A 23,616-nucleotide genomic window follows, 5' to 3' on the forward strand; every position below is an offset into this window, starting at 1 on the left:
ATGAGGTCGAACAAAGCCATATACTTTATGATAATTTTGTATTTTCACCGACTTTAATTCAAATATCGACTCAGAATCCAAGCAAAGGTTTCGTGTTGAATCATTATTCCAGTCAAGAAATCGGTTGTTCCTGCATCCCGGTTTTCTACACACTCATCAATATCTTTACGCAGTTCCACAATCAAAGTTTCGTGGTCGTTTTTGAGTTCGGTAAGCATTTCTTTTCGTGATGGATACACTTTTGGCGATTCTTTCAGTCTTGTAAGTGCCGAAAACTCGCTCATTGTTCCGATAGTCTTGCTGCCCAACTTCCCGATACGTTCGGCAATTTCATCAATTGTTTCTTCGAGTTCGGCATATTGGTTTTGAAATAGTTTATGCAATTCCATGAAACTTTCGCCCGAAACATTCCAATGAGATTTCCGAGTTTTGATGTAAAGTACCATTTCATCTGATAAGATATTGGAAAGTATTTTTACGCTCATCTCTAAACGTTCTTCCGAAATACCAATTGCTGGTCTCATTTTGTTGTACAATTTATGTGTAAAAAAGCGTTGCAAGGTCAATAATTATTCGCTTCATATTTATAAAAAGTTGTGTGAATTTAGTTAATTAAAATGCTGTTTTTAGACATTTATATTCATCAATCCACTCAATAGTCCGAATGCTTTTAGGAGCCATATAATTATAACTACTACAAAAACGATGTTTAAAATTCGTTTGATTTTCCCATCCATCGGGATGTAAGAATTGATAAGCCACAGGACAATACCTGCAACAATTAACACGACTAAAATATTGACTAATGGCATGATAAAAGAGGTTTAAGAGTGTATTCAAAGTTAAGCTTCTGCTGGTTGTAATGTGTTATATAATTGTTGGTATGAGTTACAAGATTCACACATTTATTATTATTACAAGAAGTTTATAATCAGAAAATCTATTTATCTTCTTCCAAATCATTGTGGTTGTCGCCTCCGATGCTGTAATAATTGTTTTCTTCATCTTCGCTACCGATGTTTTCTTGTTCATTGTCGAGTTCCGAGCCAGGTACATCTAAGTCGTCACCAATTAGGTTTCTTTCGGTTAAATCAGACTCAAAGTCTTGTTCATTGCGAGTATGAATTTTGGCCATATTCATCGAGTCTTGCATTTCGGCAGCTTCGAGGGGGGCAATGTCTGCATCTCTTTTAAATTTTGAAAAAACGTCTTCGCTGGCTGGATATAATGGATACCCCGGAAAATTATTGATTTCTTCCTTTTCGATTTGCTCTTTAATCTGGTCGGCTTTGCTACTTTTTTTCATGGCAATTTTTATCAATGTTTTGAAAAATAATCTTTCACAAACGCAAGTTGCTGATTATCAGTCATTTTATCGGCAGATTTTACCTCAATTTTTATATGGTCGAAATGATGGTCTTCTTTCAGAATATTCATCAATTCTACTTTAGCATTGGTTGGGCCAAATAAAACAACTTCTTCATAGTTGATGATAACCTCGCTCAATTCTTTATAATATTCGGCTTGCTGATGCTGCTCAATGTTGTGCATTTTGTTTTCGCCTTTTGATTGACTATGGTCATTTTCATCATTTGCTGATTTCGATTTGATAGTAGTAGTAGCCGTTGGCATTTCAGAAAAATTCATCAAATAGGCAATCGAATGGTCCATCCAAACGCCTAAATATTTTGTTTTTGTCATTGTGTGTTGCTGTTTAATTTGTTGTGCGATTGTGCGTAGTCTTTCATCAAAATCTGTAAAGTATCGTAGTAGTCGGTGAGTACTTTTAGGCTGATTTCAGGCGTAGCTTCGTTCGGAATCGTGATGGGTATTTCGGAAATGTATTTCGATAATTCTGGAAAATCGCTTTGAATTTTCATTGTTATCTCCAAGATTTTTGCATTGATTTCATCTTCAGTTTTCATAATAATTCATAAAAAAAATAAAAAAATCGCTTTTACATAAAGACTGGTAAAAGCGATTTGAAATCTCACCACTAAAACTAAAATCTACCTACCTATTAAATACTTAAATGTTATGTTAAAGCAAAAGTATGAGCAACAAAACGATGATAATAATGGCACCAACCGATAGATAAACTCCACCATTGATTGATGCAAGATTGGTCTTGAGGGTGCGTACTTCTTTGCGTAATTGCCTCTTTTCTTGGAAACTAAGTTTGCTTTTATCCATCGCCTTGATTTCTTCTAAGCGACTCAACAAAATCTTAGATTCGGCCAGTTCGGTTTTGGGTGTTTTGTCTTTTGCCAGAGCATTTTCGGCACTTAATTGTGCAGGAATAAATGATAACATAAACGAAAACGTGAGTGTGTAAATTAGGTGCTTGTACATTTTAATTGAGTTTATAGGCCGCAGTTGGCGGAACAATTGTGGAATGATTTCCACTAAGCAAAGGTGATTATCTTTTGGGTAAAATGTGTTATATAATTGTTAGTAAAAGTTATATAATTCACACATCATCAAGGGGATTCCGTTTTTTATCTTTGAGCGATTTGAAGAACGATGGCGTTAGGCCAGTTACTTTTTTGAACTGATTGGAGAGGTGAGAAATACTACTGTAATGCAATTTGGCCGCAATTTCGGTCAGATTGAGTTCGTCGTAGATAATTAGCTCTTTTACCCGCTCAATCTTATGGTTCATGATATAATGCTCAATCGTGATGCCTTCGGTTTCGGAGAAAAGATTAGCCAAATAGGTGTAATCGTAGTGAAGTTTTTCTCTTAAATAATCCGAAAAATTTACCTTCGGAATATCATCGGTATAATGCACCATTTCTACGATTACATTCTTTATTTTTTCTATTAGCATTGATTTCTTATCGTCCATGAGTTCAAGTCCCGATTTATGTAATGCTTCTTTTAGTTCGTCGTGCTGTAATTGTGTGAGATTTTCCATGATTTCTACCTCGCCCAATGATATATTCATATAATGTAGGCCAAGATTATTCAGTTCTTCTTTCACTACCATCTTACATCGCAAACTGACCATGTATTTTATATATAGTTTCATGTGTTTTCATGTTAATATGCGTGCCTTTCCGGCACAAACTCACATTCTATCCATGTACCAATTGAGTTCTTTTTCCATTTTTTGGTAATGAAAAATCGTATCAATTAGCTTTTGTAAACGCATGAAGGCGGTTTCGCTCTTCACCACATAATCAAAAGCTTTATGGTACATACAATTAACGGCTACTTCAATTTTATCTTGTGATGAAAGTATCACAACTGGCATTTTCGGGTATAAAGCCTTTATCTGAATCAGCGTTTCGAGGCCATTCATGGCATTTTTGTTGATTCCATCGAGGTGATAATCCAAAATAATTATATCTGGACTATTAGATAAATGTTCAACACATTGCTCGCCTGTATGATAGGTTTCGATATCAAAATCAGCATTTTGTAGAAACTCAATTTCTAATGATTTCAGAAAAACCGCATCATCATCTACCAAAAATAGCTTTACTTTATTGTCATGATTTGTCATTTATTGGTTCTTATCTTTAAAAGTTCTTCTTCTAATTCTTGGCAAGCCTGCACACAAACATTTTCGAGTTTATCTACCATCTCAGCAATACTCTCGTTTTGTTCTTGAATATTGGCATACTCTTGTATCTTTTTTGCCATTAGCTCAAAATCGGTACTGATACCCATAATCGAAAACGAGGGTATCATTTTATGAACCGAAGCGTGAAGCAGCGTCCAGTCTTTGTTTAGAAAACTTTGCTTCATTGACATGATGAGCGGCGGGGTTTGTTCGAGATAGAGTGAAATCATTTCTGACATTAACTTCGGATTTGATTTTGTACGATGACTCAAATATTTCAAATCAATACATCGTATCTTTTTCATTTCTTCGGCTATTTCTTTTTGGTTTACTTTCATCGAACTTTTAACCAAACTGACTATTTTGCTATAAAGTAGCCTTTCGTCGAGTGGTTTGGCTACATAATCATTCATACCGACGGCTTTGCATTTGGCCAAATCTACCGTTGTCACATCGGCTGTAAGTGCAATAATTGGAGTAGTTGAGTGCATAGTGTTGCGTATGTACTCGGTTGCTTCAAAACCATTCATTTCGGGCATTTGTAAATCCATCAGAATTATATCATACGATTTTTGCTTTAATTTTTCGATGGCAATTTTGCCATTGGCCGTAATGTCACACTCAAAACCGAAGTCATCGAGCAAAGTTTTCATCAATAATTGATTCAAAGCCATGTCTTCAACAACCAAAACTTTTATATTTTTGGCTTCATCATCAAATTCCATAATTTCGTTGATAGTTTCTGCCTCGGCTTTTGTTTTCTTGAAACTCAGCGTAAAACTAAAAGTTGAGCCTTCATCTACTTTGCTCTTCACGTGCGTGCTTCCACCTTGCTTTTCAACCAGTTGTTTCACAATTGCCAAACCAAGGCCAGTTCCGCCATAAAGTCGAGCAGTACCGCTGGTTGCTTGCTGAAAATTATCAAATATATTGTCGATTTTGCTTTCTGAAATACCGATACCAGTGTCGGCCACCGAAAACTCAATATTTACACTTTCTTTATCTTCGCTACTTATACAAACATTCACAGTAATTGAGCCTCTGGTAGTAAATTTTACTGCGTTACTTACTAAATTCAAGATAATTTGGTGCAAACGAACTGGGTCACCGACCAAGACATCGGGTATTTTTTTGTCGTATTCAATGAGTAATTTGAGGTTTTTTTCTTGAATTTTAGTCTCAAACAAGTGCAACATTGCCGAAATAGAAGAGGCCATTTTGAACGGTATTTCTTCAAAAGTCATTTTGCCAGCATCTACTTTGGCCAAATCGAGAATATCATTGATAAGCACAATGAGGGCATTGCCACTCATTTTTATGGCCGTCAAATATTCTCGTTGTTTGACCGAAAGGTCAGTTTTTAGTAGAACTTTCGTAAACCCGATGATGGCATTCATGGGTGTCCGAATCTCATGACTCATGTTAGATAAAAACTGCTGTTTGGCTTTTACGGCTTCTTCGGCAATTCGTCGAGTAACTTCGGCTTTACTCTGAGCTTCTTCGGCAATGGCGGTTGCCAGTTCGGCAAAAATTCGTGCTTCGGTTAGCTCTTTTTCAATTCTTTTGTGTTCGGTTATATCTCTTGCCACCACCACAACTCCCAAAACATTCCCTTGTTCATCGTTATAAACGGAGCCATTAAACAAGACATCGGTAAGTTTATGGTCACTAATCGTGAGTGGAAAGTCCGACACAAAACCTTTGGCAAAAATTTCTTGATAACCAGCTCTGGCTTTTTCGGGTTCGGTAAAATAATCGAAAAAGTCAGTACCGATAAGTTTCTCTCTCGAAAGACCTGTGATATTTACCGAAGCGTTATTCAAATCCGTAATTTTTCCTTCTGGGCTAATCGTAAATAAGGGGTCGAGACTCGCTTCAATCAAGATTCTGGCATAATTAGCAATCCTCAACTCTGTCACTCGTTTTTCTTTTTCGATATTCTGAAAAACCAATTCTTTGTTGGCAATGATTAGTTCGGCGGCTCGTTTTTCCTTCTCTTCAAGCTGAAAAGCCAACTCCTTATTGGCGATTGCCAGTTCTTTATTTGCAATGATTAACTCCTCTGATTTGCTTGTTTTTAACATATTTTTGATGAGTTAATACTGTAAATTATCATATAACTCGGAGTAGTGGATGATTATAACTCTTCGATTGGAATCCTTCTTTTCTCTTTTAACTGTTTAAAATGTGTGGGTGTAAGGCCCGTTGCTTTTTTAAATTGGCTCGACAAATGAGCTACACTACTGTAATTCATATTGTTGGCAATTTCGGTGATGTTCATTTCGCCATAGACAATCAACTCTTTGATGCGTTCTACTTTGTGGGAAATGATATATTGCTCGATGGTAGTTCCCTGAACTTCGGAGAAAAGATTGGCCAGATAAGTGTAGTCGTAGTCGAGTTTTTTACTGATGAAGTCCGAAAAATTAGTTTTGGGTAATTCTTCGGCATAATGCACCATCTCGATAATTACTTTCTTAATTTTCTCAATCAGCATGGCCTTTTTATCGTCCATGAGTTCGAGGCCAGCACTAAGAAGCATTTTTCTTAGCGATTTTGTTTGTTCTTCCGAAAGCACCTCCATTATATCAACTACACCCAAATCGACCACTATAAAGTGTAATCCAAGCTTTCGTAGAGCCTCTTTCACCATCATCTTGCAACGGGTACTCACCATGTATTTGATGTATAGTTTCATGCTTTATTAATAAATTTTGAAACTGCTATCTTTTGAGGTAGCCGTCTGAAAGGCAATTAGTCTTCGTAACCGCTCTTAATGACCGTCGAAATCATCTTGAATTGTTCGTTGGCATTAAAAATATGCGAAGCATGAGCGGGAATAATAATACCTTCGCCTTTGGCAAGCCTAAAGACCTTCCCGTTGATAGTTACTTCGGCTTTTCCGTCAATAATCTGAACATAATTATCGAAAGGGGAAATTTTCTCAGCCAATTCTTCACCTGCATCAAAAGACGAAGCCGTGATATTGCCAGTTATTTTGCGAATAATGGTTTTACTGACCACTGCATTGGGCAAATATTCAATGATTTCGACTATTATGTGTGCTTTTGATTTTTCTAACTCGGTAGCTGGCTCCATTCTATTTTCAATTAATTTACGTGTAGTGTAAAGGTGAGAATATTAAATTGATTAAACTTACATAATTGCATATATTTATTGCATAATTCACACATTGAGTAAGTTGGCTCAACCTTCGCTATGAGATAATTTACCCAGTACTTTACGATAAGTTGTTTTTCTACACCGCTCAGTAAATTTTATTAAAATTATCATTCTTAAATTTAGGGTAGATGCCAGCATCATCAAGAATTATTTGTAATTTTGCCAAGGGAGTTTCATTCAAAATCGCTCCATAGTTACTGCTGCATACACTTTACTAAAGTTTTTCACTCCAACCGTGTACTCCTAAAAACAATTTATAAATGAAAACAAGAAGTACTCTCTTTGTTCAATTCTTCATTTGTCTTGGGATTTCTGTCGCCTTTGCTCAGCAAACAACTACTATCGGAAAAGGAAACCTCCAAAAGGTAAATGTCACTTCGAGTTCGACCGCTGTTAATGGTCAACGAACCCTTACAAGTACAGGTTTTCTACCCAACTATAGTGCAGCGGCAAGATTTCTTTCACAAGCTACCTTTGGTAATACTTATACCGAGATTCAGAAAGTGGCCAATCAAGGCATTGAAAAATGGCTCGATGACCAACTGGCGATGTCGAATAGTTTCAGAATCGAAACTTATGTGCAGAACCTACATCAATCAATGGTCGATTCGCTCAATATCAAGAATAATGTCAATACCTATACACTCACCAATGTTGGCGTGAGTAATTGGCATTTCGATGCAGCGTGGTTTCAAGGCTGTATGACTGCACCCGACCAACTTAGATGGCGAGTAGCGTTTGCCTTGAGTGAAATTTTGGTTACTTCAAGAATTTCGGCTTTTGATGGTAATCCTTACGCATTGGCGAGTTATTATGATGTCTTGATGGATAATGCTTTTGGCAATTATCGTACACTTCTCGATAAAATCACTTACCACCCAGCGATGGGTTCGTACCTTACTTTCTTGAATAATCATGCAACCGATGTAGGCAAACAAACATATCCTGACGAAAATTATGCCCGTGAAATCATGCAATTATTTTCGATTGGCTTGTATCAACTAAACCTTGATGGTTCGGAGAAAAAAGATGCAAACGGACAACTGATTCCTACCTATAATAACGATGATATTGCCAATTTAGCAAAAGTTTTTACGGGACTTTCGTGGGGCGATGGTACATACTTAGGCATTAATGCGAAAGATATATGGAGCTACACGAAGCGAATGAAATTCTACGGAATTGATTCGAGCGATGCCAAGAAAAACCCTTGGAAAACCAATCCAAGAATTGTGGATGGCCATGAAAGAGGAGCGAAAACTTTCTTAGGCTCAACGGTTGACCCAACTGCCAGCCGTACAGCCATGCAAGGCGAAGCCGATATTCAAGATGCCCTCAATATCATTTTTAATCACCCAAATGTTGGCCCGTTTGTTTCTCGTCGATTAATTCAACGATTGATTACTTCTAATCCAAGTCCTGCATTCATTCAGCGAATCGCCACCGTATTTAATAATAATGGTAGCGGTGTGAGAGGCGATTTGAAAGCCGTTATTAGAGCAATACTACTCGACCCCGAAGCAAGAAATTGTTGCGGTGATGATACCGATACGTTTGGTAAGCTCCGTGAGCCGTTTGTCAGATATATGAATCTCATCAAAGGGCTAAACTTAACCGCTACGGGCGGAATATTCAGAAATGCAATGGCCAGAGTTTATGACCAAACCGCTCAACGTCCACTCTCTTCACCTTCGGTTTTTAATTTTTATAGTCCAGATTATATCCCGAATGGCCCGCTAAAAGATGCGGGGAAAGTTGGGCCAGAGTTTCAGTTATTAAGTTCGCAAACGCTCACTGGCTATTTCAATGCCCTCAATGATTGGTTGGTAAACGATGACCCAACTGATTATTATGGACTTTTTACGGGCGAAACTTACAAGCCTAATCAAGACCCTAAATTCAATACGGTGGCTGATTATGTACTTACCCGCAATGATAAACTCCCTCAGCTTTTAGATAAATATAATCTTATTTTAGCCAATGGCCGTCTTTCGACCGAATCTCTGAATACAATCAGCCAAGCTATCAAAGGTATGCCTTACTCCGAAGATGCCAATGGAGTTCCCAATACCACTGAAGCCTTTCGCAGAGTAAGACTCGCCATTTTTTTAATCATGACATCACCTGACTACCTAATTAATAAATAAGCCATGAATAGAAGAGATTTTATCAGACAAGTTGGTTGTGGTGCGATGGGTTCGACCACACTTTTGAGTACCTTAACGAGTCTCGGAGCGGTAAACGGTGCCATGAGCGGCAGTGCTTCAAAGCTGCGTTCGGCCTCAAACGAAGACTATAAAGCATTGGTTTGTGTATTATTTTCGGGTGGCATTGACTCTTTTAATATACTGATTCCTTCGGGAACAACCGTTGGTGGAGATAATGGTTTCAATGATTATAAAAACGTAAGGTCTGATATTGCCATTCAGACAAACACCTCTTTGCTCCCACTCAATAATCCTCGATGTAGTGGTTTCAGAGGTCAACCTTGTAATTATGGTTCTTTTGGCGTTCATCCGACCATGACAGGCGTTCAGAATCTTTTCAATAACGGAAAACTCGCTTTCATGGCCAATATCGGCACTTTGATAGAGCCTGTTATGACCAAAGCCGAGTATCAAAGTGGCTTGAAGAAACTTCCTTTGGGTATTTATTCACACTCTGACCAAATTATGCAATGGCAAACATCTGTTCCACAAAGCCGTGACACGCTTGGGGTGGGTGGCCGTTTGGCCGATTTGCTCCACGCCTCAAATAGTTTGCAGGATATTTCGATGAATATTTCGTTGGGAGGAAAAAATAATTTTCAACGTGGAAAAGATGTAACCGAATACTCAATCAGTAATAATATTGACCCAAATAATGTCGGAATTACGGCACTGCCTTCATGGTGGAGTAATTCGGGTTTGATGACAGAACTTCGCAATAATGCCGTTGATAGCATGGTTTCGAGAACTTACGCCAATCTTCTACAAAAAACATATAGTTCGACAACCAAAAGTTCGATTGAATCATTTGAAGTTTTCAAAAATGCACTCAAAAGGGTTCCGAGTATGACTACTACCTTCGGAACGAGTAGTTTGGCAAAAGACCTACAAGCAGTAGCAAAGGTGATGAGCGTACGAAACGATTTAGGTGCTAAACGTCAGATTTTCTTTGTGAACTACGGTGGTTGGGATATGCACGATAATTTGGTTAATGGTCTAAATGCTCGATTACCAATTATTAGCGATGCCTTAAAGTCATTTTATGATGCCACCGCCGAACTTGGTATTGCAGAAAACGTAACAACCTTTACAATTTCGGATTTTGCTCGTACCATTACCTCAAACGGACTTGGCTCTGACCACGCTTGGGGCGGAAACACCATGATTATGGGCGGAGCAGTAAACGGCGGACGAATCTTCGGTAGATTTCCAAAAATGGATGTTAGCAATAGTAACACGCAAAATATTTCGTTTAGAGGCAATTTTATTCCTTCTATTTCAACCGATGAAATGTATGCCGAACTGGCTCTTTGGTATGGTGTAAGTCCTTATGATTTGTGCTATGTTTTGCCTAATTTAAGCAATTTTTATTCGTATAGCCCCAATAATTATCCAGTTGGCTTCATGAATTTCAATGGAACTACCATCTCTAATGTAGATAAACCGCAGGGTTGCTCTACTAATTAAGAAATGGGTAAAGTCTTTAACAATTAGCAGATTTTTCACAAAAAATATTTTTCAACCGTGAAAAGATTTTTAAAATACATATATAGTTTGGTGATTATTTTAATCATCAATCAAAACATTTTTGCTCAAAATTGTGTCGGAACGGCTGGCCAAGTAAAATGGAGTTATTGGACTGGCTTCACTTCATACCCAGATAGTACCGATTTGTTTGCTCTCGAAACTTTCCCAAGTCGCCCAGATGGTTCGCAAACTTTGGGGTATCTGAAGACACCCGTTAATTACACCGATTATTTTGCTTCGGTTATCAGAGGTTATATCAAAGTTCCTGCAACCGATACTTACATTTTCAATATAACAGGAGATGATAAATCCATATTTTTTCTGAGTACAAACGACTCTCCTGCTAATAAAATCAAACGAGCCGAGATTTCTACCTACTCAGGGTTGACTGAATACAACAAAGAAGCAGGTCAAACTTCGCAAAGTATTCAGCTCGTAGGTGGACAATATTATTATTTTGAGCTTTATAACTTTGAAGGGACAGGAGGTGACTTCGTGAGTTTGCAATGGAGAAAAGCCTCTGAAACTACTGTTGTGTGGTCAATTATCGACTTTAATTATATCTACGAATATGCTTGTGGGCAGAATTGTCCACCAAGAGGCACAGCCTGTGATGATGGTAATGCAAGCACAACCAATGACCAACAAGATGGTTTCTGTAATTGTGTCGGTACAGCTCCAGCACCCAATAATTGTGTTGGTGATAAAGGTTTGATTGAAGCCTACTATTATGATAATATTACAGGAAATTATGTAGAAAACGACCTCATCAATGCTGCTAAGTTTCCACTATCGCCTGACCGCCGAGAAAAACTCAAAGGTGCATATGGGCCATTAGTTCCTTATGCGAGGGATAATTATGGAACACTTGTGCAAGGTTTTTTGACAGTACCTGTGACTGGGAACTATGAATTTAACATTACGGGCGATAATCAGACATTTTTCTTTCTAAGCTCCGACGATAAAATAGAAAACAAGCAGTCGCATCAAGCATTGGTGATGTACGGCATCGACGAAACAGACTATAAAAGTTCTGTTTTTCAGAATATCGGGCCACTTTTCATGGAAAAAGGGAAATATTATTACTTTGAGTTTAGGCACAAAGAAAGTAGCTGGCGAGACCACTTTAACCTTTATTGGAAAACTCCATTTCATGAAATCAGACAGTGGAAACGAGTACCAAACTTTTACCTCTATGATTATAAATGTGAGATTTCGTGTATTGCTCAAAATACTCCTTGTAATGACGATAATCCGTTTACCAAAAACGATAAAATTGACGCCCAATGTAATTGCGTAGGTACGCCTTGCTCTGGCCCCGATTGTGATGATGAAACAGCTCGCTACCAAGCATACGATTCCTGCGACCCAACCAATAACCTCACGACACTAAAAGAAGCTGCATGGGTTTCGTGTACCAATACTTTAAATCCAAATCCTAATCCAGCAAGAGCAAGTAATGCTCACTGGATTATGTATGATTTTAATGACCGCTATAAATTCTCAACTTCGAGGGTTTGGAATTACAATGTAGAAAACGAAACCGACAAAGGTTTCAAGACTGTAACCGTTGATTATTCGACCGATGGTACAACTTGGCAAGCACTGGGCAATACTTATTCGTGGCCAAAAGCACAAGGATTACCCGATTATTCAGGCTTTGCTGGCCCTAACTTCAATGACGTTAAGGCACGTTATATCCTGATTTCGGCCATCGAAAACTGGGGAGCTGGTTGTTCGGGGCTTGGAAAAGTGGCTTTTGATGCAGTATTGTGCAATCCGAGTGGCACACCATGTAATGACAACGACCCTCTTACGTCTTACGATAAATTTGATAATAACTGTAATTGTAAAGGTGTGAATATTAATTGTGGCAGTGATACGCTCCGACTTGCCAAAGAAACCTTGGCAGATGGTGCATTCAAAGCCAAAAAACGCATCGAAGCTCAGAGTTTAGTGCCTACAACCAAAGATATTTCGTTTACGGCGGGAAATAGTATTGTATTATTACCAGGTTTTGAGGTAAATAGTAGTGCGATATTCAAGGCCGATATTGCTGATTGTATTCAAGCGGCATTTGTGGCGAATCAGAAAGCTACTGCTCCTACTGATAGTTCGGAGTTTTCGACGAAAGACACTGAAACATCCAAACTGAAAGAAATTATTTTCAGAATCAATCAACCGAGTTATGTAAAATTATCTTTGAAAGACTCAAAAGACCAATTAATTGTTACTTTACTTGACCATTACTCGGAGAGTTTGGGTACTCAAACCAAATATTTGCCAACTAATAAACTGGCCAAAGGCACTTATTTTGTAGAGCTTGAATTAGGCGAGAAAAAACTCAGACAAGAGTTTGTGGTAGATAAATGATTTTTAAGGAAGGCTTCATTTGAGATGAAGCCTTCCTTTTTTTATCAATCTTCAACAAAAGTAAATACTGGAACATTGGCATGATTAACCACATCTTCGGCAATACTTCCTTTGAAGAAATGCGTAATTCCTGTACGCCCGTGAGTGTACATCACTACCAAATCGGCATCAATTTCTTCGACGTAATCTAAAATTCCAGCCTCAACCGTTGTAGCTTCCTGCACAACAAACTTACAATCAGTTAGCTTTAATTTGGCAGTCATTTTCTGCATTTTATCTTTGATTTCGGCATAATCAATTACTTTCAAGGCAGTATCTACATATAAGAAATGCAGCTCGGCATCTTTAAACGGCAGATGATAGAGAGCTTTTTTAAGGAATTGTTCATGAGTGAAGTCAATTGCAAACACAACTTTTTTCGGTTCAAAATTATCTACATCACCTTTGACAACCAGCACAGGGCAAGAAGCCATTCTGACTACTTCTTCACTATTTGAACCACCGAAAAACTCTTTAAATCCTTCAGCTCCATTCGACCCCATGACAATCAAATCTGCCTTATGATTCAGTACAGAATCAACAAACTTTTCGCTACTTTCATCAATCAAAGCTTTGATTTTTACACCTTCATATTTACTGATAAGTTCGTTCATTTCATTTTTAGCATCATTCAATACGCCTTTCCAAGCATCATCAATCGAAATACCCGAAGCACCATACAATGAATAATAAGTATTAATATCTTGTACAGGGTAAATGCTTACATTTAGCAATTCGATGGTTGCACCGTTATAACGAGCGATATTGACAGCCACATCAAGAGCCTTATTGGCAATAGGACTAAAATCAGTTGGAACAAGTATCTTTTTCATTGGAATTTCGAGATTTGGTGAGATTTTATTTTTCAGTAAAATTCCTACTTAATACCTATCTTTTATATGACCTCCAATAATTGCATAACTGATTCTTTATCAGTTAAATAATGTTTAAAATCAACTTTTAGCCTGACGATATATATAGTTTTAGAAAAAATTACGGTTAGAGAAATCAATCAAAATACTCGTATTAAAAAATCATTTTTTACCTTTACACTCATAACACTTAAAGTATCTTAAATCCGTTTTCGGGAGATTAATCAACTATAATATGGCTCTGATATTACCAGTTTTAGGAAAAATGCCACAAAATGGCGAAAATTGTTGGTTTGCTCCAAATGCCACCATCGTTGGCGATGTCACGATGGGAAAAGACTGTACGGTATGGTTTAATGCTGTTGTTCGGGGCGATGTAAATTCAATCATCATGGGCGACCGTGTAAATATTCAAGACGGTGCCGTTATACATTGTACTTACCAAAAATCAAAAACTATTATCGGGAATAATGTGAGTATCGCCCACAATGCAGTAGTACATGGCTGCACGATTGAGGATGAGGTACTGGTTGGAATGGGAGCAATTATAATGGATGGAGCAGTTATCGGTAAAAACTCAATCATAGCCGCAGGGGCAATCGTGACTCAAAATACAGTTGTGCCAGCAGGTAGCATTTATGCAGGAAACCCAGCGAAGTTTTTGAAGGCTGTAACGCCTGAACTTGGAGAAGTGTTTATGCGAACTGCCAACAATTATGTGATGTATGCGGGTTGGTTTAAAGAGAGTTCGGCGGAATAAATGAAATAAAAAAGGAAGGCTTCGTTTTGAAGGGGACGCCCAGTCCGAAGCCTTCCTTAAAAACTATATTTTACATATCGCTCAATTCTTTCTTGGCATTAAGATAACCTCTAATGACAGTGAAAGTTGTGATTCCGAGGAAGAAGAAAATAATGTATTGGACGTAATCTACTATCCACGGGAATTTTTCGCCAAAATAAAATCCACCGCCTACTAAAACGACCGTCCAAATGAGGCCACCTAAGATGTTATAAAGCATGAATTTATAGATATTCATCTTTACAATTCCCGCTAAAATTGGTGAAAATGTACGAATAACTGGCAAAAAACGAGCAATAACTAAAGTTTGGCTACCATATTTTTCAAAATATTTTCTGGTATTTTCGATATATTTTTTCTTAAAAAACAATGAGTCGGGTCGAGTTTGTATGCCATCGCCAAAATACCGCCCAATGATATATCCTAAAAGCGACCCCAACACAGCAGCGGCAAACACACAAAACATCAATAACGAAACTGGTACATTGAGAAGCTTTGTGCCACAAAATACCCCCGAAAGGAATAAAAGATAGTCGCCCGGAAGAAAAAAACCGAAGATTATCCCGTTTTCAATAAAGATAATTAAAGTAATCGTAATCAATCCACCCGTCCGAATCAACTCCTCGGAATTCATCAAGTATTTAAACCATTCGCTAATCTGTTCCATTGAAATATCTTATAAGTTGATTGTTGCTGAAACAATCTATTGTTGTCTGAAGTGTACTCCTTTTTACCTTTACTTACTCAACTTTTGGTTCGTTCAGTTCAATTACATAACCATCAGGGTCAGTAACGTATATCTGAAAAGCTCCATCAAAACGTTTCTGACGAACATAAGGCAAATTCTTTTCTTTCAAAAATGCCTCAATTTTATCAGCGGAGTTTTTTGGAATCGTCAACGAAAAATGCCCGCCATTTTTATCATTATTGGTCACTGGCTCGTTTCGACCAAGCAATAAATGTAATTGCTGATTTGGTGCAATCTGAAACCAACGTCTGATAGCCACTAAATTATCTGGCACGTCAACTGGCTTTAAACCAATGATCTCACGGTAAAACTTTGCACTTTCTCTGAGGTCTTTCACGTAAAGTCCTACATGATTATAGCCTTGAATCTCAATAGCAGATTGGCTTTGTGCAAAACTTACCGTGCTTATCAATAATAAAAAAACAGTTGTTATTCTAAAATAATTCATTAGCTTGGGTTTAGAAAATTAAGAATTGAGAATTAAAAATTAAGAATTGTATTCTAAAAGTAATTATAAGAGAACTATTCCTTGAATAACTAATCAACCAATATTAAGCCATTTCTGCCAATTCTAACCAACGGAACTCTTTTTCTTCGATTAGATTTGAAACTTCTTCAAATTCTTTTGCCCAAGCGGCCAATTCTTCGTGCGAACCTTCACCCGCATTCATTTTTTCTACCAAAGTAGCTTTTTTCTTTTCTAAATTCTCAATTTCTGTACCTAAATTCTCGTACTCTTTTTGTTCTTTGAAAGTCAACTTGCGTTTAGGTTCGCTCGGCTGCATTACTATAGCTGGCGTTGCGTTGGCCGATTTAAGATGAGCTTGTTTTTCTTTTTCGGCTAATTCCTGCTCTTCTTTATCTTCTTTCCACGAACGATAATCAGTGTAGTTCCCCGGGTAATCTCTGATATAACCATCGCCTTCAAATACAAAGAGGTGGTCAACCAATTTGTCCATGAAATAACGGTCGTGCGACACAACCAGCAAACAACCGCCAAAATTCAACAAGAAATCTTCTAAAACATTGAGCGTTGCAATGTCTAAATCGTTGGTTGGCTCATCAAGAATCAAGAAATTTGGGTTTTGAACCAAAATTTTGAGCAACTGCAAACGGCGTTTTTCTCCTCCACTTAGCTTACTTACATAGCTGTATTGCATGGCTGGTGGGAATAAAAAGAGCGTTAAGAAGTTTGAAATTGAAAGTTCTGTACCATCAGCCATTTTTACGTACTCAGCAATTTCTCGCACTACCTCAATTACTCGCTGACCTTCATCAAAATTTAAGCCTGTTTGCGAATAATATCCAATCTTAATGGTATCGCCTTTTACGACACGCCCCATATCTGGTTTGAGTTGTTCGGTCAGAATTTCGAGCATCGTACTTTTACCCATGCCGTTTTTACCCACAATCCCGATTCGGTCGCCACGCTTAAAGGTATAGCTAAATTCAGATATTAATTTTTTATTGTCAAACGACTTACTGATATGCTGAATCTCCATGATTTTACTGCCCATACGCTCCATTTTCATGCTCAACTCAAGCTTTTCTTCGGGGCCTTTTCTGACAGTTTTTTCTTTTAATTCATAAAACGCATCAATTCTACTCTGTGATTTTGTTCCACGAGCCTTCGGTTGCTTACGCATCCACTCCAATTCTTTACGCAATAAATTTCGGTAATTTTTCTGAGTAGCAGCATCAACGGCTTCTTGTTCTTCTTTTTTCTCCAAATAATAAGCGTAGCTACCAGCGTACTTAAATACCTTACTATTAGACAGTTCCAAGATTCTATTACATACTTTATCTAAAAAATAACGGTCGTGCGTAACCAAAAGCAAAGTAATATTTGAGGAAGAAAGATAACCTTCGAGCCACTCGATAGTGTCGAGGTCAAGGTGGTTGGTAGGCTCATCAAGAATCAAGAAATCAGGTTCTTCGATTAAAACACGAGCAAGTGCCACACGTTTTTTTTGTCCACCCGAAAGATTTCCCACGAGTTTATCAAAATACTCAATTCCCAGTTTCCCCAGAATCTGTTTTACTTTTGTTTCATAATCCCAAGCCTTTAGGTTATCTACCTGTTCGATAGCTCTTGCAATTCGATTATCATCACCCGAAAGCAAGGCATCCTCGTATTCTTTAACGGCTTTCGTATTGGAGTTTTCGATAGCAAAAATGGTTTCCATCACAGTTTTACCTGCCTGAAAATCTGGTTCTTGGTCTAAATACCCCACTCTAATATCTTTTCTGATACTAATCTCTCCCCCATCTACATCCGATTTTCCGATAATCATATTTAACATCGACGATTTACCCGAACCATTCGAGCCAATCAATGCTACTTTTTCGCCTTGTAAAATCCCAAATGTAAGATTCTTAAACAACCAACGCTCACCTAAATTTTTCCCGATATTCTCGGCCGATAAATAATTCATATATTTCTGCTAAACATCATCTGATAAACTTCAAATGACTACTAATTCTTTAATTTTATGCAATTTAATACTTTATTCGTGGAACGTAACTTTATTTCGTTCGATAGTTGGGCCAGATGTATCATCAAGCCTCAAAGAAATCGCTCTACTAACACTTCCCATTCTTCTTCGAGCGAGATTTTAGGCATTGATTCACCGATTCTACGATACCAATAATTCGCATTAAACCTATCTCCTTCCTTGCGGTGAAGATAGGCGTGCAGTTGGTCGTAAGCCAGCGTTCCTTCTTTTGTTTGGGCAATATTATGAGCTGCCTCCCAATCGCCTTTGGCATCATGCCAGAGGGCTTGCACCAAAATCGGAAGGGTTTTCGGAACTTGATTTTCTTTGAGGGTATTTTTGAAAGTTATTAAATCCATCTTTTTATTACAGTGAAAGATTGTTGGGTCAGGAGTGCCGTTAGACCTTATTTTTATTAATTTTGCACCAAATTTAACAAAAAATTAACCCAAACTGGGGCTTTTCTTATGTATTTACTTGTGTGGTTGAAGCGTATTACGTGGTTGCTTATCTTTTATTTCTTACTCAGATTTTTGTTTCTTGTTTTCAATATCAAATCTTTTCAATTTGCTGATGCTCAACAAATTAGCTATGCTTTTTTGTATGGTATAAAGTTCGATTTATCAGCCATTTTTATCAGCAATGTACTTTTTACGATAGCTTCTTTATTGCCGTTTAGATTTACTGAAAAACAAAGTTATCAAAGCTTTCTGAAATATCTTTATTGGATTCCGAACATCGTATTCTTTTGGACAAATATTGCCGATTTTGAATATTATAAATTCATAGGCCGACGAACAATTTTTGAAGTCTTCGGTATAATGGGAGATGTTTTTGCTCAATCATTTAGCCTAATTGGTTCTTATTGGTATTTGGTCTTTCTATGGATTTTTGTAAGTTTTCTTTTTGTTAAATTTACGCCAAATAGCCCCAACTTTGCCAGAATCTCTTTGCGAAACAGTCCTCGTCAAATAATTCTAAAATCCATCATTTGGTTACTTGGAATCGGTTTTACGATATTGTTTTTCCGAGGTGGATTTCAAGAAAAACCACTTAGAATCAATCAGGCATTCGAGCAACATGATAATCATCTCGGAAATCTGACGCTCAATACCACCTTTACTTTTCTGACCACGATTGATGCGAAAGGCACAGAAAAAATTAATTATTTTACTGATAATCAATTAGTTGACAATTTAGTCAAGCGAGATAGAAGTTCGCATTTTTCAGCAAGTGCTACCCCACAAAACGTCGTTATTATTATTCTCGAAAGTTTTGGAAAAGAATATATGGGCTACAAAAATCCCTACAAAGGCTACACGCCTTTCTTAGATTCTTTGGCAAAAAATAGCCTTTTCATGGAAAATTGTTTTGCCAATGGCCGGGAATCTATTATTGCGATGCCTGCTATTACGGCGGCAATTCCACAATTGATTGAAGAGCCATTTATTACCTCAAGTTATCAGTCGAATAAATTTGCGGGGCTGGGAAGTATCGTAAAAAAACATGGTTATGTTTCGTCATTCTTTCATGGTGCAAGAAATGGTTCGATGGGTTTTGAGGGTTTTTCGCAACTCGCTGGCTTTGATAAATATTTCGGGCTAAATCAATATCCTAAAGAAAAAATGGAAACTGATTTTGATAAAAACTGGGGAATTTTCGATGAACCGTATTTGCAATATTTTGCCACAGAATTATCGAAAGAAAGTAAACCTTTTGTGGGTTGTGTTTTTACGCTGAGTTCGCACCACCCCTACCCGATTCCAACCCAATACAAAGGAAAATTCCCAAAAGGAAAAGCCGAAATCCACGAAAGTTTGGGCTATACTGATTTAGCTTTGAAACATTTCTTTGAAACTGCGGCTAAACAAACGTGGTTTAAAAATACACTTTTTGTGATTACAGCCGACCATACGCAGTTTAATACCGAAAAAAAATACGCAACGCCAACGGGAGCATACAGTGTACCTTTGATTCTATATCACCCTAATAATCAAATACTTACACAATTAAAAAGCCTTGCAGATTCAACGAAAATATGCCAACATTCTGATATTTTACCAAGTATTTTAGATTTTTTGAGTATCAATCAACAAGAAGTTTTACCTTTCGGAGAATCTATTTTTGCTCGAAATAAAGGTTTAGCGTTTCAATTAAATTCGGGGGTTTTTAGATTAATATCAGAAAACAAATATGTAGAAATGAGCCTTGATGGCAAGGCAAAAGGATTTGATTTAAAATCTGATAAATCAATAAATAATTTTGAGACAAAACAACTGAAAGCCTACATTCAATATTATCGAAATGGTTTAATAGAAAATTCGTGGCTAAAGTAGCACAACTGCCTCGGCAGTCCGATTTCCAAGTTGTGTAGTACCAGTAGAACAATTTAGAAAATTGTTCTACAAACATTATTATCATGCTAAATTACAAAATCTTTCCACTAAGCGATTCGGCCATAACGATTGATTTTGGCAATGTCATTGATGAAAAAATCAATGATACAGTTATGCAATTATATCAATATTGCTCCAAAAATGCTTTTATTGGTATGAAAGAAGCAATGCCTGCTTATGCTTCTTTGACTATCTTTTATGATGTTTTTCAAGTCAGAAAAAACTATATTTCATTCAAATCTGCTTATGATTTTGTAGAAGATTTCTTGATAAAAACTTATGAAAATATCGGTGAGGTAGAAAATTATGTAAAAAGAACCGTTGAAATTCCTGTAAATTATGATGGCGAAGATTTAGGCTATGTAGCTGATTATCATCAGATTAGCGAAGCACAGGTAATTGAATTACATACAGCCCCAACATACAGAGTATATATGATGGGATTTTTACCGGGTTTTGCTTACATGGGTGGTTTAGATGCTCGAATTGCTACTCCACGTAGGTCAACACCACGCATGAAAGTTCCTGCGGGAAGTGTGGGCATTGCTGGAAATCAAACAGGAATTTATCCATCTGAAAACCCTGGAGGTTGGCAATTAATCGGCCGAACGGAATTGCAACTTTATACACCAAACGCCACAGAAATTACGCTCTTAAAAGCCGGTGATTTAGTGAAATTTGTTGCCTTGTGATTGGGGAAATGGTTATTGGGAAATTAGTTACTGGGAAACAGGTATTTGCAATTTACTAATAACAAGTAACCAATAACCAGTTTCCCAATTTACCAATAACTACTTCAACGGTGTTAAATCTACTTTTCTAAACTCTACTTCTGCACCTTCGGCTTGGAGTGCAATTTGTCCTTTCTGAGCGGTTGCTCCGAAACCATCATTGACCATATCGCCATTTACCCAAACTTTTATTTTATCGCCTCGGCATTCGATTGTCATTTTATTCCATTCTCCGAGTGGTTTTTCTGAATTATCCGTTAGATTTTTAACTCTTCGCTCTTTACCTTCTGTGATTCCCCAGTTTTCTTTTGGCCCACGTCGAGCTTCCATGTTTTCTACCTTAATATCTTCTACGATACACCAAAAATCCCCTGCATTTTCGTGCATCATTTGTACTTCGATAGATTTCGGAAACATTCCGTACAAGGCTCGTGGCGTTGAAGCATGTACCAAAACACCACAATTACCAGGTTTTCCTGCAAAACGATATTCTAATTCAAGACGATAGTTTTCGTACTTATCTTTGGTCAATAAATGGCCTTCGGGAGTTCCCATACTTACCAAATTTCCATCTCTGATAATAAATGATTTTCTGAGATTTGGGTCTTTATCGGTGGCAGGCACATCGCTATACCAATTATTAAGGTCTTTGCCATTAAATAAATGGATGGTTTGAGCAAAGGTTTTCGCCAAGCTAAAAATGCTTAGAACAAGTACAATAAGATATTTCATTTCGGATTGAGGATTTCTGATTTAATTAAGTCCCAAAGTAAATGAATTTTTTGATTTTTGTGCCAAATTTTTACTATTCAAAATAATTCGTTGCACAGGCAGATTATCCCATTTGGTTTTAAAACTTATATATTCCATGCCTTCGGTTGAGGGTAAGTCGGTTGAAACCTCCCAAACTTTTGGGTCGTATTGCAGGTTTATGACTTGTCCTTTTGGAGTTTTTAGCGTAATTTTTCCCGCTACCGAGTTATCAATTGTACAGATTGTCATAAAAACTTGTTGCAATGAAGTTGGCTTTTGGTTCAACGCATAATCGTCGGTTAGTTCAACGGTATTTTTTACTCTATTCAATTTCACAGTTCTGTTCCAAGATACAATTCCTGCGTTTTTATCATAAGCATTGGCGATATCAAGGTTGAGCGTAGCTTCTTTCTCCGAAATGGTACTTTTCACATTGCTTGCTTCAAACTCTCGACCTGCTTTCTGACCTAAACCATTGATTATAGGCAAATTATGGTACAGAGATTGTGTAAACCAAAGTTCGTAGCGTTGAGCCGAAAACGTACGAGCCGTGTAATTTCCACGCCCAGCATCAATAATTACAGGCTCGCCATTAGCGTAGAGCATAAAATCACCTACGTCGTTGTGGTTGTGGCTTTCGGCGTTATGTCCACCGTGGGTTGCCATGAAAAATCCATTACTGGCTCGTGCCGTAAGCACCTGAATATCACCAAACCAAGCATCATTGACTGGCACATAAGGAGCCGATTCTTTCTGTACTTGCTTGATAGACAGATAGTTTTCGATTCTGCGTGGACGGTGATAGCTTCCGCCCATCGAAGCCGAAGTAAAGTTTTTAAATGCCCATTGTCCCATTTGAATCATTTTTTCATCTTTCAAGGCATTTCCGAAACGATAAAGCATCAATCCATCGGGGCGAAGTTTTGGGTCGGCATCGGCAAAATTCACGAAATAATGTCCGCTAATGTGAGTTTTATAGACATACGAAGCCATTTTTTTAATAAGTGGTTCATCATAAATACTAATTTGGTTTTTAGTGGCATTGCCCAACAATTCGAGACAATCGAACACACTTGCACCTGCCGCAAACCAATAACTTGGACCTTCGTCACAACCGCCGTCTTCGCCCAAGCCGTTTAGGTAAAGGTCAGTGCCGAGCATTGTTCCGTAAATCATTTCGGCACGACGTTTTTCGTCTTTTTCGAGCATTAAAGTGGCCGAAATCCAATTCGACATAATCCACGGATTCCAATTATTAACTGGTTTTGTTTTACTCATCCAGCCGTAATTATCTGATTTTGTGAGCATTGGCTCAAAAATACGTTTGTTGGTTTCGTAGTAAATTCTTTTGCGTAGAAGCTTACTAATTTTATCTAATTTTTCACCAACAAAATAGTCGGCCATGCCCAGAACAGAAGCAGTTTCGGCAGAAAACAAATCTACAACGGGGTTTTCGACATCGGGTAAACCTCTGATGTGAGCAGGAACACCCCAATAACTTTCTTCGCAAATCGACCAAACGCCATTCATAATTGCTTCAACGAAACGACCTTTATTTTCCACACTTTCGGCCAAAATCAAATCAGTGAGTGCATTTCGTTTGCCATAAGATAATTTTCCATGACGCTCACGGTCACCCGAACGCACGTAGTCGAGAGAAGTTGTGGCAGAAATTGCCTCAAACTTAAAATCGAGTAGTTTTTCACCATTTTTTACGATGTCTTTCAAAACACTATCGGGCACGGCCGCTTGCCATTCCTCGGGAGTTTTTGGGTATGGATGATATTCTTTGAGCGGAATCAACGTTTTTTTTACCTCATCGAGCGTATATTTTTTGGCAAAAATGTTTCGCTGAGTTACTTGTGCGAAAAGTGTGGTGCTAAAAAGCAGTGTTAAAAAGAATATTATTTTTTTCATTTGTTTGT

Annotated in this window: 24 protein-coding genes; 6 read left to right on the plus strand and 18 right to left on the minus strand. The window is 37.6% G+C overall.

Annotated features, from left to right (window positions below; translation table 11 throughout):
- Window positions 1-53: 53 nt before the first annotated feature.
- From IEX65_RS25415 to IEX65_RS25465, 11 genes are all read right to left on the minus strand, one after another.
- A complete protein-coding gene (locus tag IEX65_RS25415) occupies window positions 54-524 on the minus strand; it encodes a Dps family protein (RefSeq protein ID WP_188770735.1) in 471 nt (156 codons plus the stop codon).
- Window positions 525-626: 102 nt separating this feature from the next.
- The gene (locus IEX65_RS25420) at window positions 627-812 is read right to left on the minus strand and encodes a Thivi_2564 family membrane protein (RefSeq protein ID WP_188770737.1); all 186 of its coding nucleotides are present in this window, start codon (window positions 810-812) and stop codon (window positions 627-629) included.
- A 128-nt stretch (window positions 813-940) separates the two neighbouring features.
- Window positions 941-1,306, minus strand: coding sequence for a hypothetical protein (locus tag IEX65_RS25425; RefSeq protein WP_188770740.1), 366 nt, complete (start codon window positions 1,304-1,306; stop codon window positions 941-943).
- A gap of 11 nt (window positions 1,307-1,317) precedes the next feature.
- Complete coding sequence (locus tag IEX65_RS25430) at window positions 1,318-1,701, minus strand: hypothetical protein (protein ID WP_188770743.1); 384 nt, start codon at window positions 1,699-1,701, stop codon at window positions 1,318-1,320.
- Window positions 1,698-1,925 carry a hypothetical protein gene (locus IEX65_RS25435; RefSeq protein WP_188770745.1) on the minus strand — a complete coding sequence of 76 codons (228 nt, stop codon included), beginning with the start codon at window positions 1,923-1,925 and terminating at the stop codon, window positions 1,698-1,700. The genes IEX65_RS25430 and IEX65_RS25435 overlap by 4 nt, the downstream gene beginning before the upstream one ends.
- Window positions 1,926-2,040: 115 nt before the next feature.
- On the minus strand, window positions 2,041-2,352 hold the full coding sequence (locus tag IEX65_RS25440) for a hypothetical protein (RefSeq protein WP_229250902.1): 312 nt from the start codon (window positions 2,350-2,352) through the stop codon (window positions 2,041-2,043).
- 118 nt (window positions 2,353-2,470) lie between these two features.
- Window positions 2,471-3,031, minus strand: a complete 561-nt coding sequence (locus IEX65_RS25445; RefSeq protein ID WP_188770747.1) for a helix-turn-helix domain-containing protein — start codon at window positions 3,029-3,031, stop codon at window positions 2,471-2,473.
- Window positions 3,032-3,070: 39 nt separating this feature from the next.
- Entirely contained in the window at window positions 3,071-3,508 is a 438-nt protein-coding gene (locus tag IEX65_RS25450; RefSeq protein ID WP_188770749.1) for a response regulator, read from the minus strand.
- Entirely contained in the window at window positions 3,505-5,652 is a 2,148-nt protein-coding gene (locus IEX65_RS25455) for a PAS domain-containing hybrid sensor histidine kinase/response regulator (protein ID WP_188770751.1), read from the minus strand. Before IEX65_RS25455 ends, IEX65_RS25450 begins: the two co-directional genes overlap by 4 nt.
- Before the next feature lie 53 nt (window positions 5,653-5,705).
- A complete protein-coding gene (locus tag IEX65_RS25460; protein ID WP_188770754.1) occupies window positions 5,706-6,266 on the minus strand; it encodes a helix-turn-helix domain-containing protein in 561 nt (186 codons plus the stop codon).
- A gap of 56 nt (window positions 6,267-6,322) precedes the next feature.
- The gene (locus IEX65_RS25465; RefSeq protein WP_188770756.1) at window positions 6,323-6,667 is read right to left on the minus strand and encodes a cupin domain-containing protein; all 345 of its coding nucleotides are present in this window, start codon (window positions 6,665-6,667) and stop codon (window positions 6,323-6,325) included.
- Window positions 6,668-7,011: 344 nt separating this feature from the next.
- Here IEX65_RS25465 and IEX65_RS25470 point away from each other — a divergent pair, with 344 nt between their 5' ends.
- From IEX65_RS25470 to IEX65_RS25480, 3 genes are read left to right on the plus strand one after another with little or no spacing between them, the layout of a single operon-like run.
- Window positions 7,012-8,898 (plus strand): DUF1800 domain-containing protein, encoded by a 1,887-nt coding sequence (locus tag IEX65_RS25470; RefSeq protein WP_188770758.1) that lies wholly within the window; start codon window positions 7,012-7,014, stop codon window positions 8,896-8,898.
- 3 nt (window positions 8,899-8,901) lie between these two features.
- Window positions 8,902-10,425 (plus strand): DUF1501 domain-containing protein, encoded by a 1,524-nt coding sequence (locus IEX65_RS25475; RefSeq protein ID WP_188770760.1) that lies wholly within the window; start codon window positions 8,902-8,904, stop codon window positions 10,423-10,425.
- A gap of 57 nt (window positions 10,426-10,482) precedes the next feature.
- Window positions 10,483-12,858 carry a PA14 domain-containing protein gene (locus tag IEX65_RS25480; RefSeq protein ID WP_188770763.1) on the plus strand — a complete coding sequence of 792 codons (2,376 nt, stop codon included), beginning with the start codon at window positions 10,483-10,485 and terminating at the stop codon, window positions 12,856-12,858.
- Window positions 12,859-12,902: 44 nt separating this feature from the next.
- On the opposite strand, the gene IEX65_RS25485 is transcribed toward IEX65_RS25480, so the two are convergent.
- Window positions 12,903-13,730 (minus strand): universal stress protein, encoded by an 828-nt coding sequence (locus IEX65_RS25485; RefSeq protein WP_188770764.1) that lies wholly within the window; start codon window positions 13,728-13,730, stop codon window positions 12,903-12,905.
- Window positions 13,731-14,004: 274 nt separating this feature from the next.
- Between IEX65_RS25485 and IEX65_RS25490 the strand changes: the two genes are divergently transcribed.
- Window positions 14,005-14,529 (plus strand): gamma carbonic anhydrase family protein, encoded by a 525-nt coding sequence (locus tag IEX65_RS25490; RefSeq protein ID WP_188770766.1) that lies wholly within the window; start codon window positions 14,005-14,007, stop codon window positions 14,527-14,529.
- A gap of 70 nt (window positions 14,530-14,599) precedes the next feature.
- Here IEX65_RS25490 and IEX65_RS25495 read toward each other — a convergent pair whose 3' ends face one another.
- The 4 genes from IEX65_RS25495 to IEX65_RS25510 all read right to left on the minus strand — a co-directional run bounded on the left by IEX65_RS25495 (window position 14,600) and on the right by IEX65_RS25510 (window position 18,170).
- A complete protein-coding gene (locus IEX65_RS25495; protein WP_188770767.1) occupies window positions 14,600-15,235 on the minus strand; it encodes a DedA family protein in 636 nt (211 codons plus the stop codon).
- Window positions 15,236-15,308: 73 nt separating this feature from the next.
- Window positions 15,309-15,764, minus strand: coding sequence for a VOC family protein (locus tag IEX65_RS25500; protein ID WP_188770769.1), 456 nt, complete (start codon window positions 15,762-15,764; stop codon window positions 15,309-15,311).
- Window positions 15,765-15,867: 103 nt separating this feature from the next.
- The gene (locus IEX65_RS25505) at window positions 15,868-17,751 is read right to left on the minus strand and encodes an ABC transporter ATP-binding protein (RefSeq protein WP_188770771.1); all 1,884 of its coding nucleotides are present in this window, start codon (window positions 17,749-17,751) and stop codon (window positions 15,868-15,870) included.
- Window positions 17,752-17,882: 131 nt separating this feature from the next.
- The gene (locus IEX65_RS25510) at window positions 17,883-18,170 is read right to left on the minus strand and encodes a hypothetical protein (protein WP_188770773.1); all 288 of its coding nucleotides are present in this window, start codon (window positions 18,168-18,170) and stop codon (window positions 17,883-17,885) included.
- Between the two features lie 108 nt (window positions 18,171-18,278).
- Here IEX65_RS25510 and IEX65_RS25515 point away from each other — a divergent pair, with 108 nt between their 5' ends.
- Together IEX65_RS25515 and pxpB are read left to right on the plus strand one after the other, a co-directional pair.
- Entirely contained in the window at window positions 18,279-20,147 is a 1,869-nt protein-coding gene (locus IEX65_RS25515) for an LTA synthase family protein (protein ID WP_188770774.1), read from the plus strand.
- Between the two features lie 83 nt (window positions 20,148-20,230).
- On the plus strand, window positions 20,231-20,899 hold the full coding sequence (gene pxpB, locus IEX65_RS25520; protein ID WP_229250904.1) for a 5-oxoprolinase subunit PxpB: 669 nt from the start codon (window positions 20,231-20,233) through the stop codon (window positions 20,897-20,899).
- A 99-nt stretch (window positions 20,900-20,998) separates the two neighbouring features.
- Here pxpB and IEX65_RS25525 read toward each other — a convergent pair whose 3' ends face one another.
- The gene (locus IEX65_RS25525; protein ID WP_188770776.1) at window positions 20,999-21,670 is read right to left on the minus strand and encodes a 3-keto-disaccharide hydrolase; all 672 of its coding nucleotides are present in this window, start codon (window positions 21,668-21,670) and stop codon (window positions 20,999-21,001) included.
- A gap of 21 nt (window positions 21,671-21,691) precedes the next feature.
- A complete protein-coding gene (locus tag IEX65_RS25530; RefSeq protein WP_188770778.1) occupies window positions 21,692-23,608 on the minus strand; it encodes a heparinase II/III domain-containing protein in 1,917 nt (638 codons plus the stop codon).
- Window positions 23,609-23,616: the final 8 nt, after the last annotated feature.

It is taken from the genome of Emticicia aquatilis (assembly GCF_014644295.1).
GTDB lineage: Bacteria > Bacteroidota > Bacteroidia > Cytophagales > Spirosomataceae > Emticicia > Emticicia aquatilis.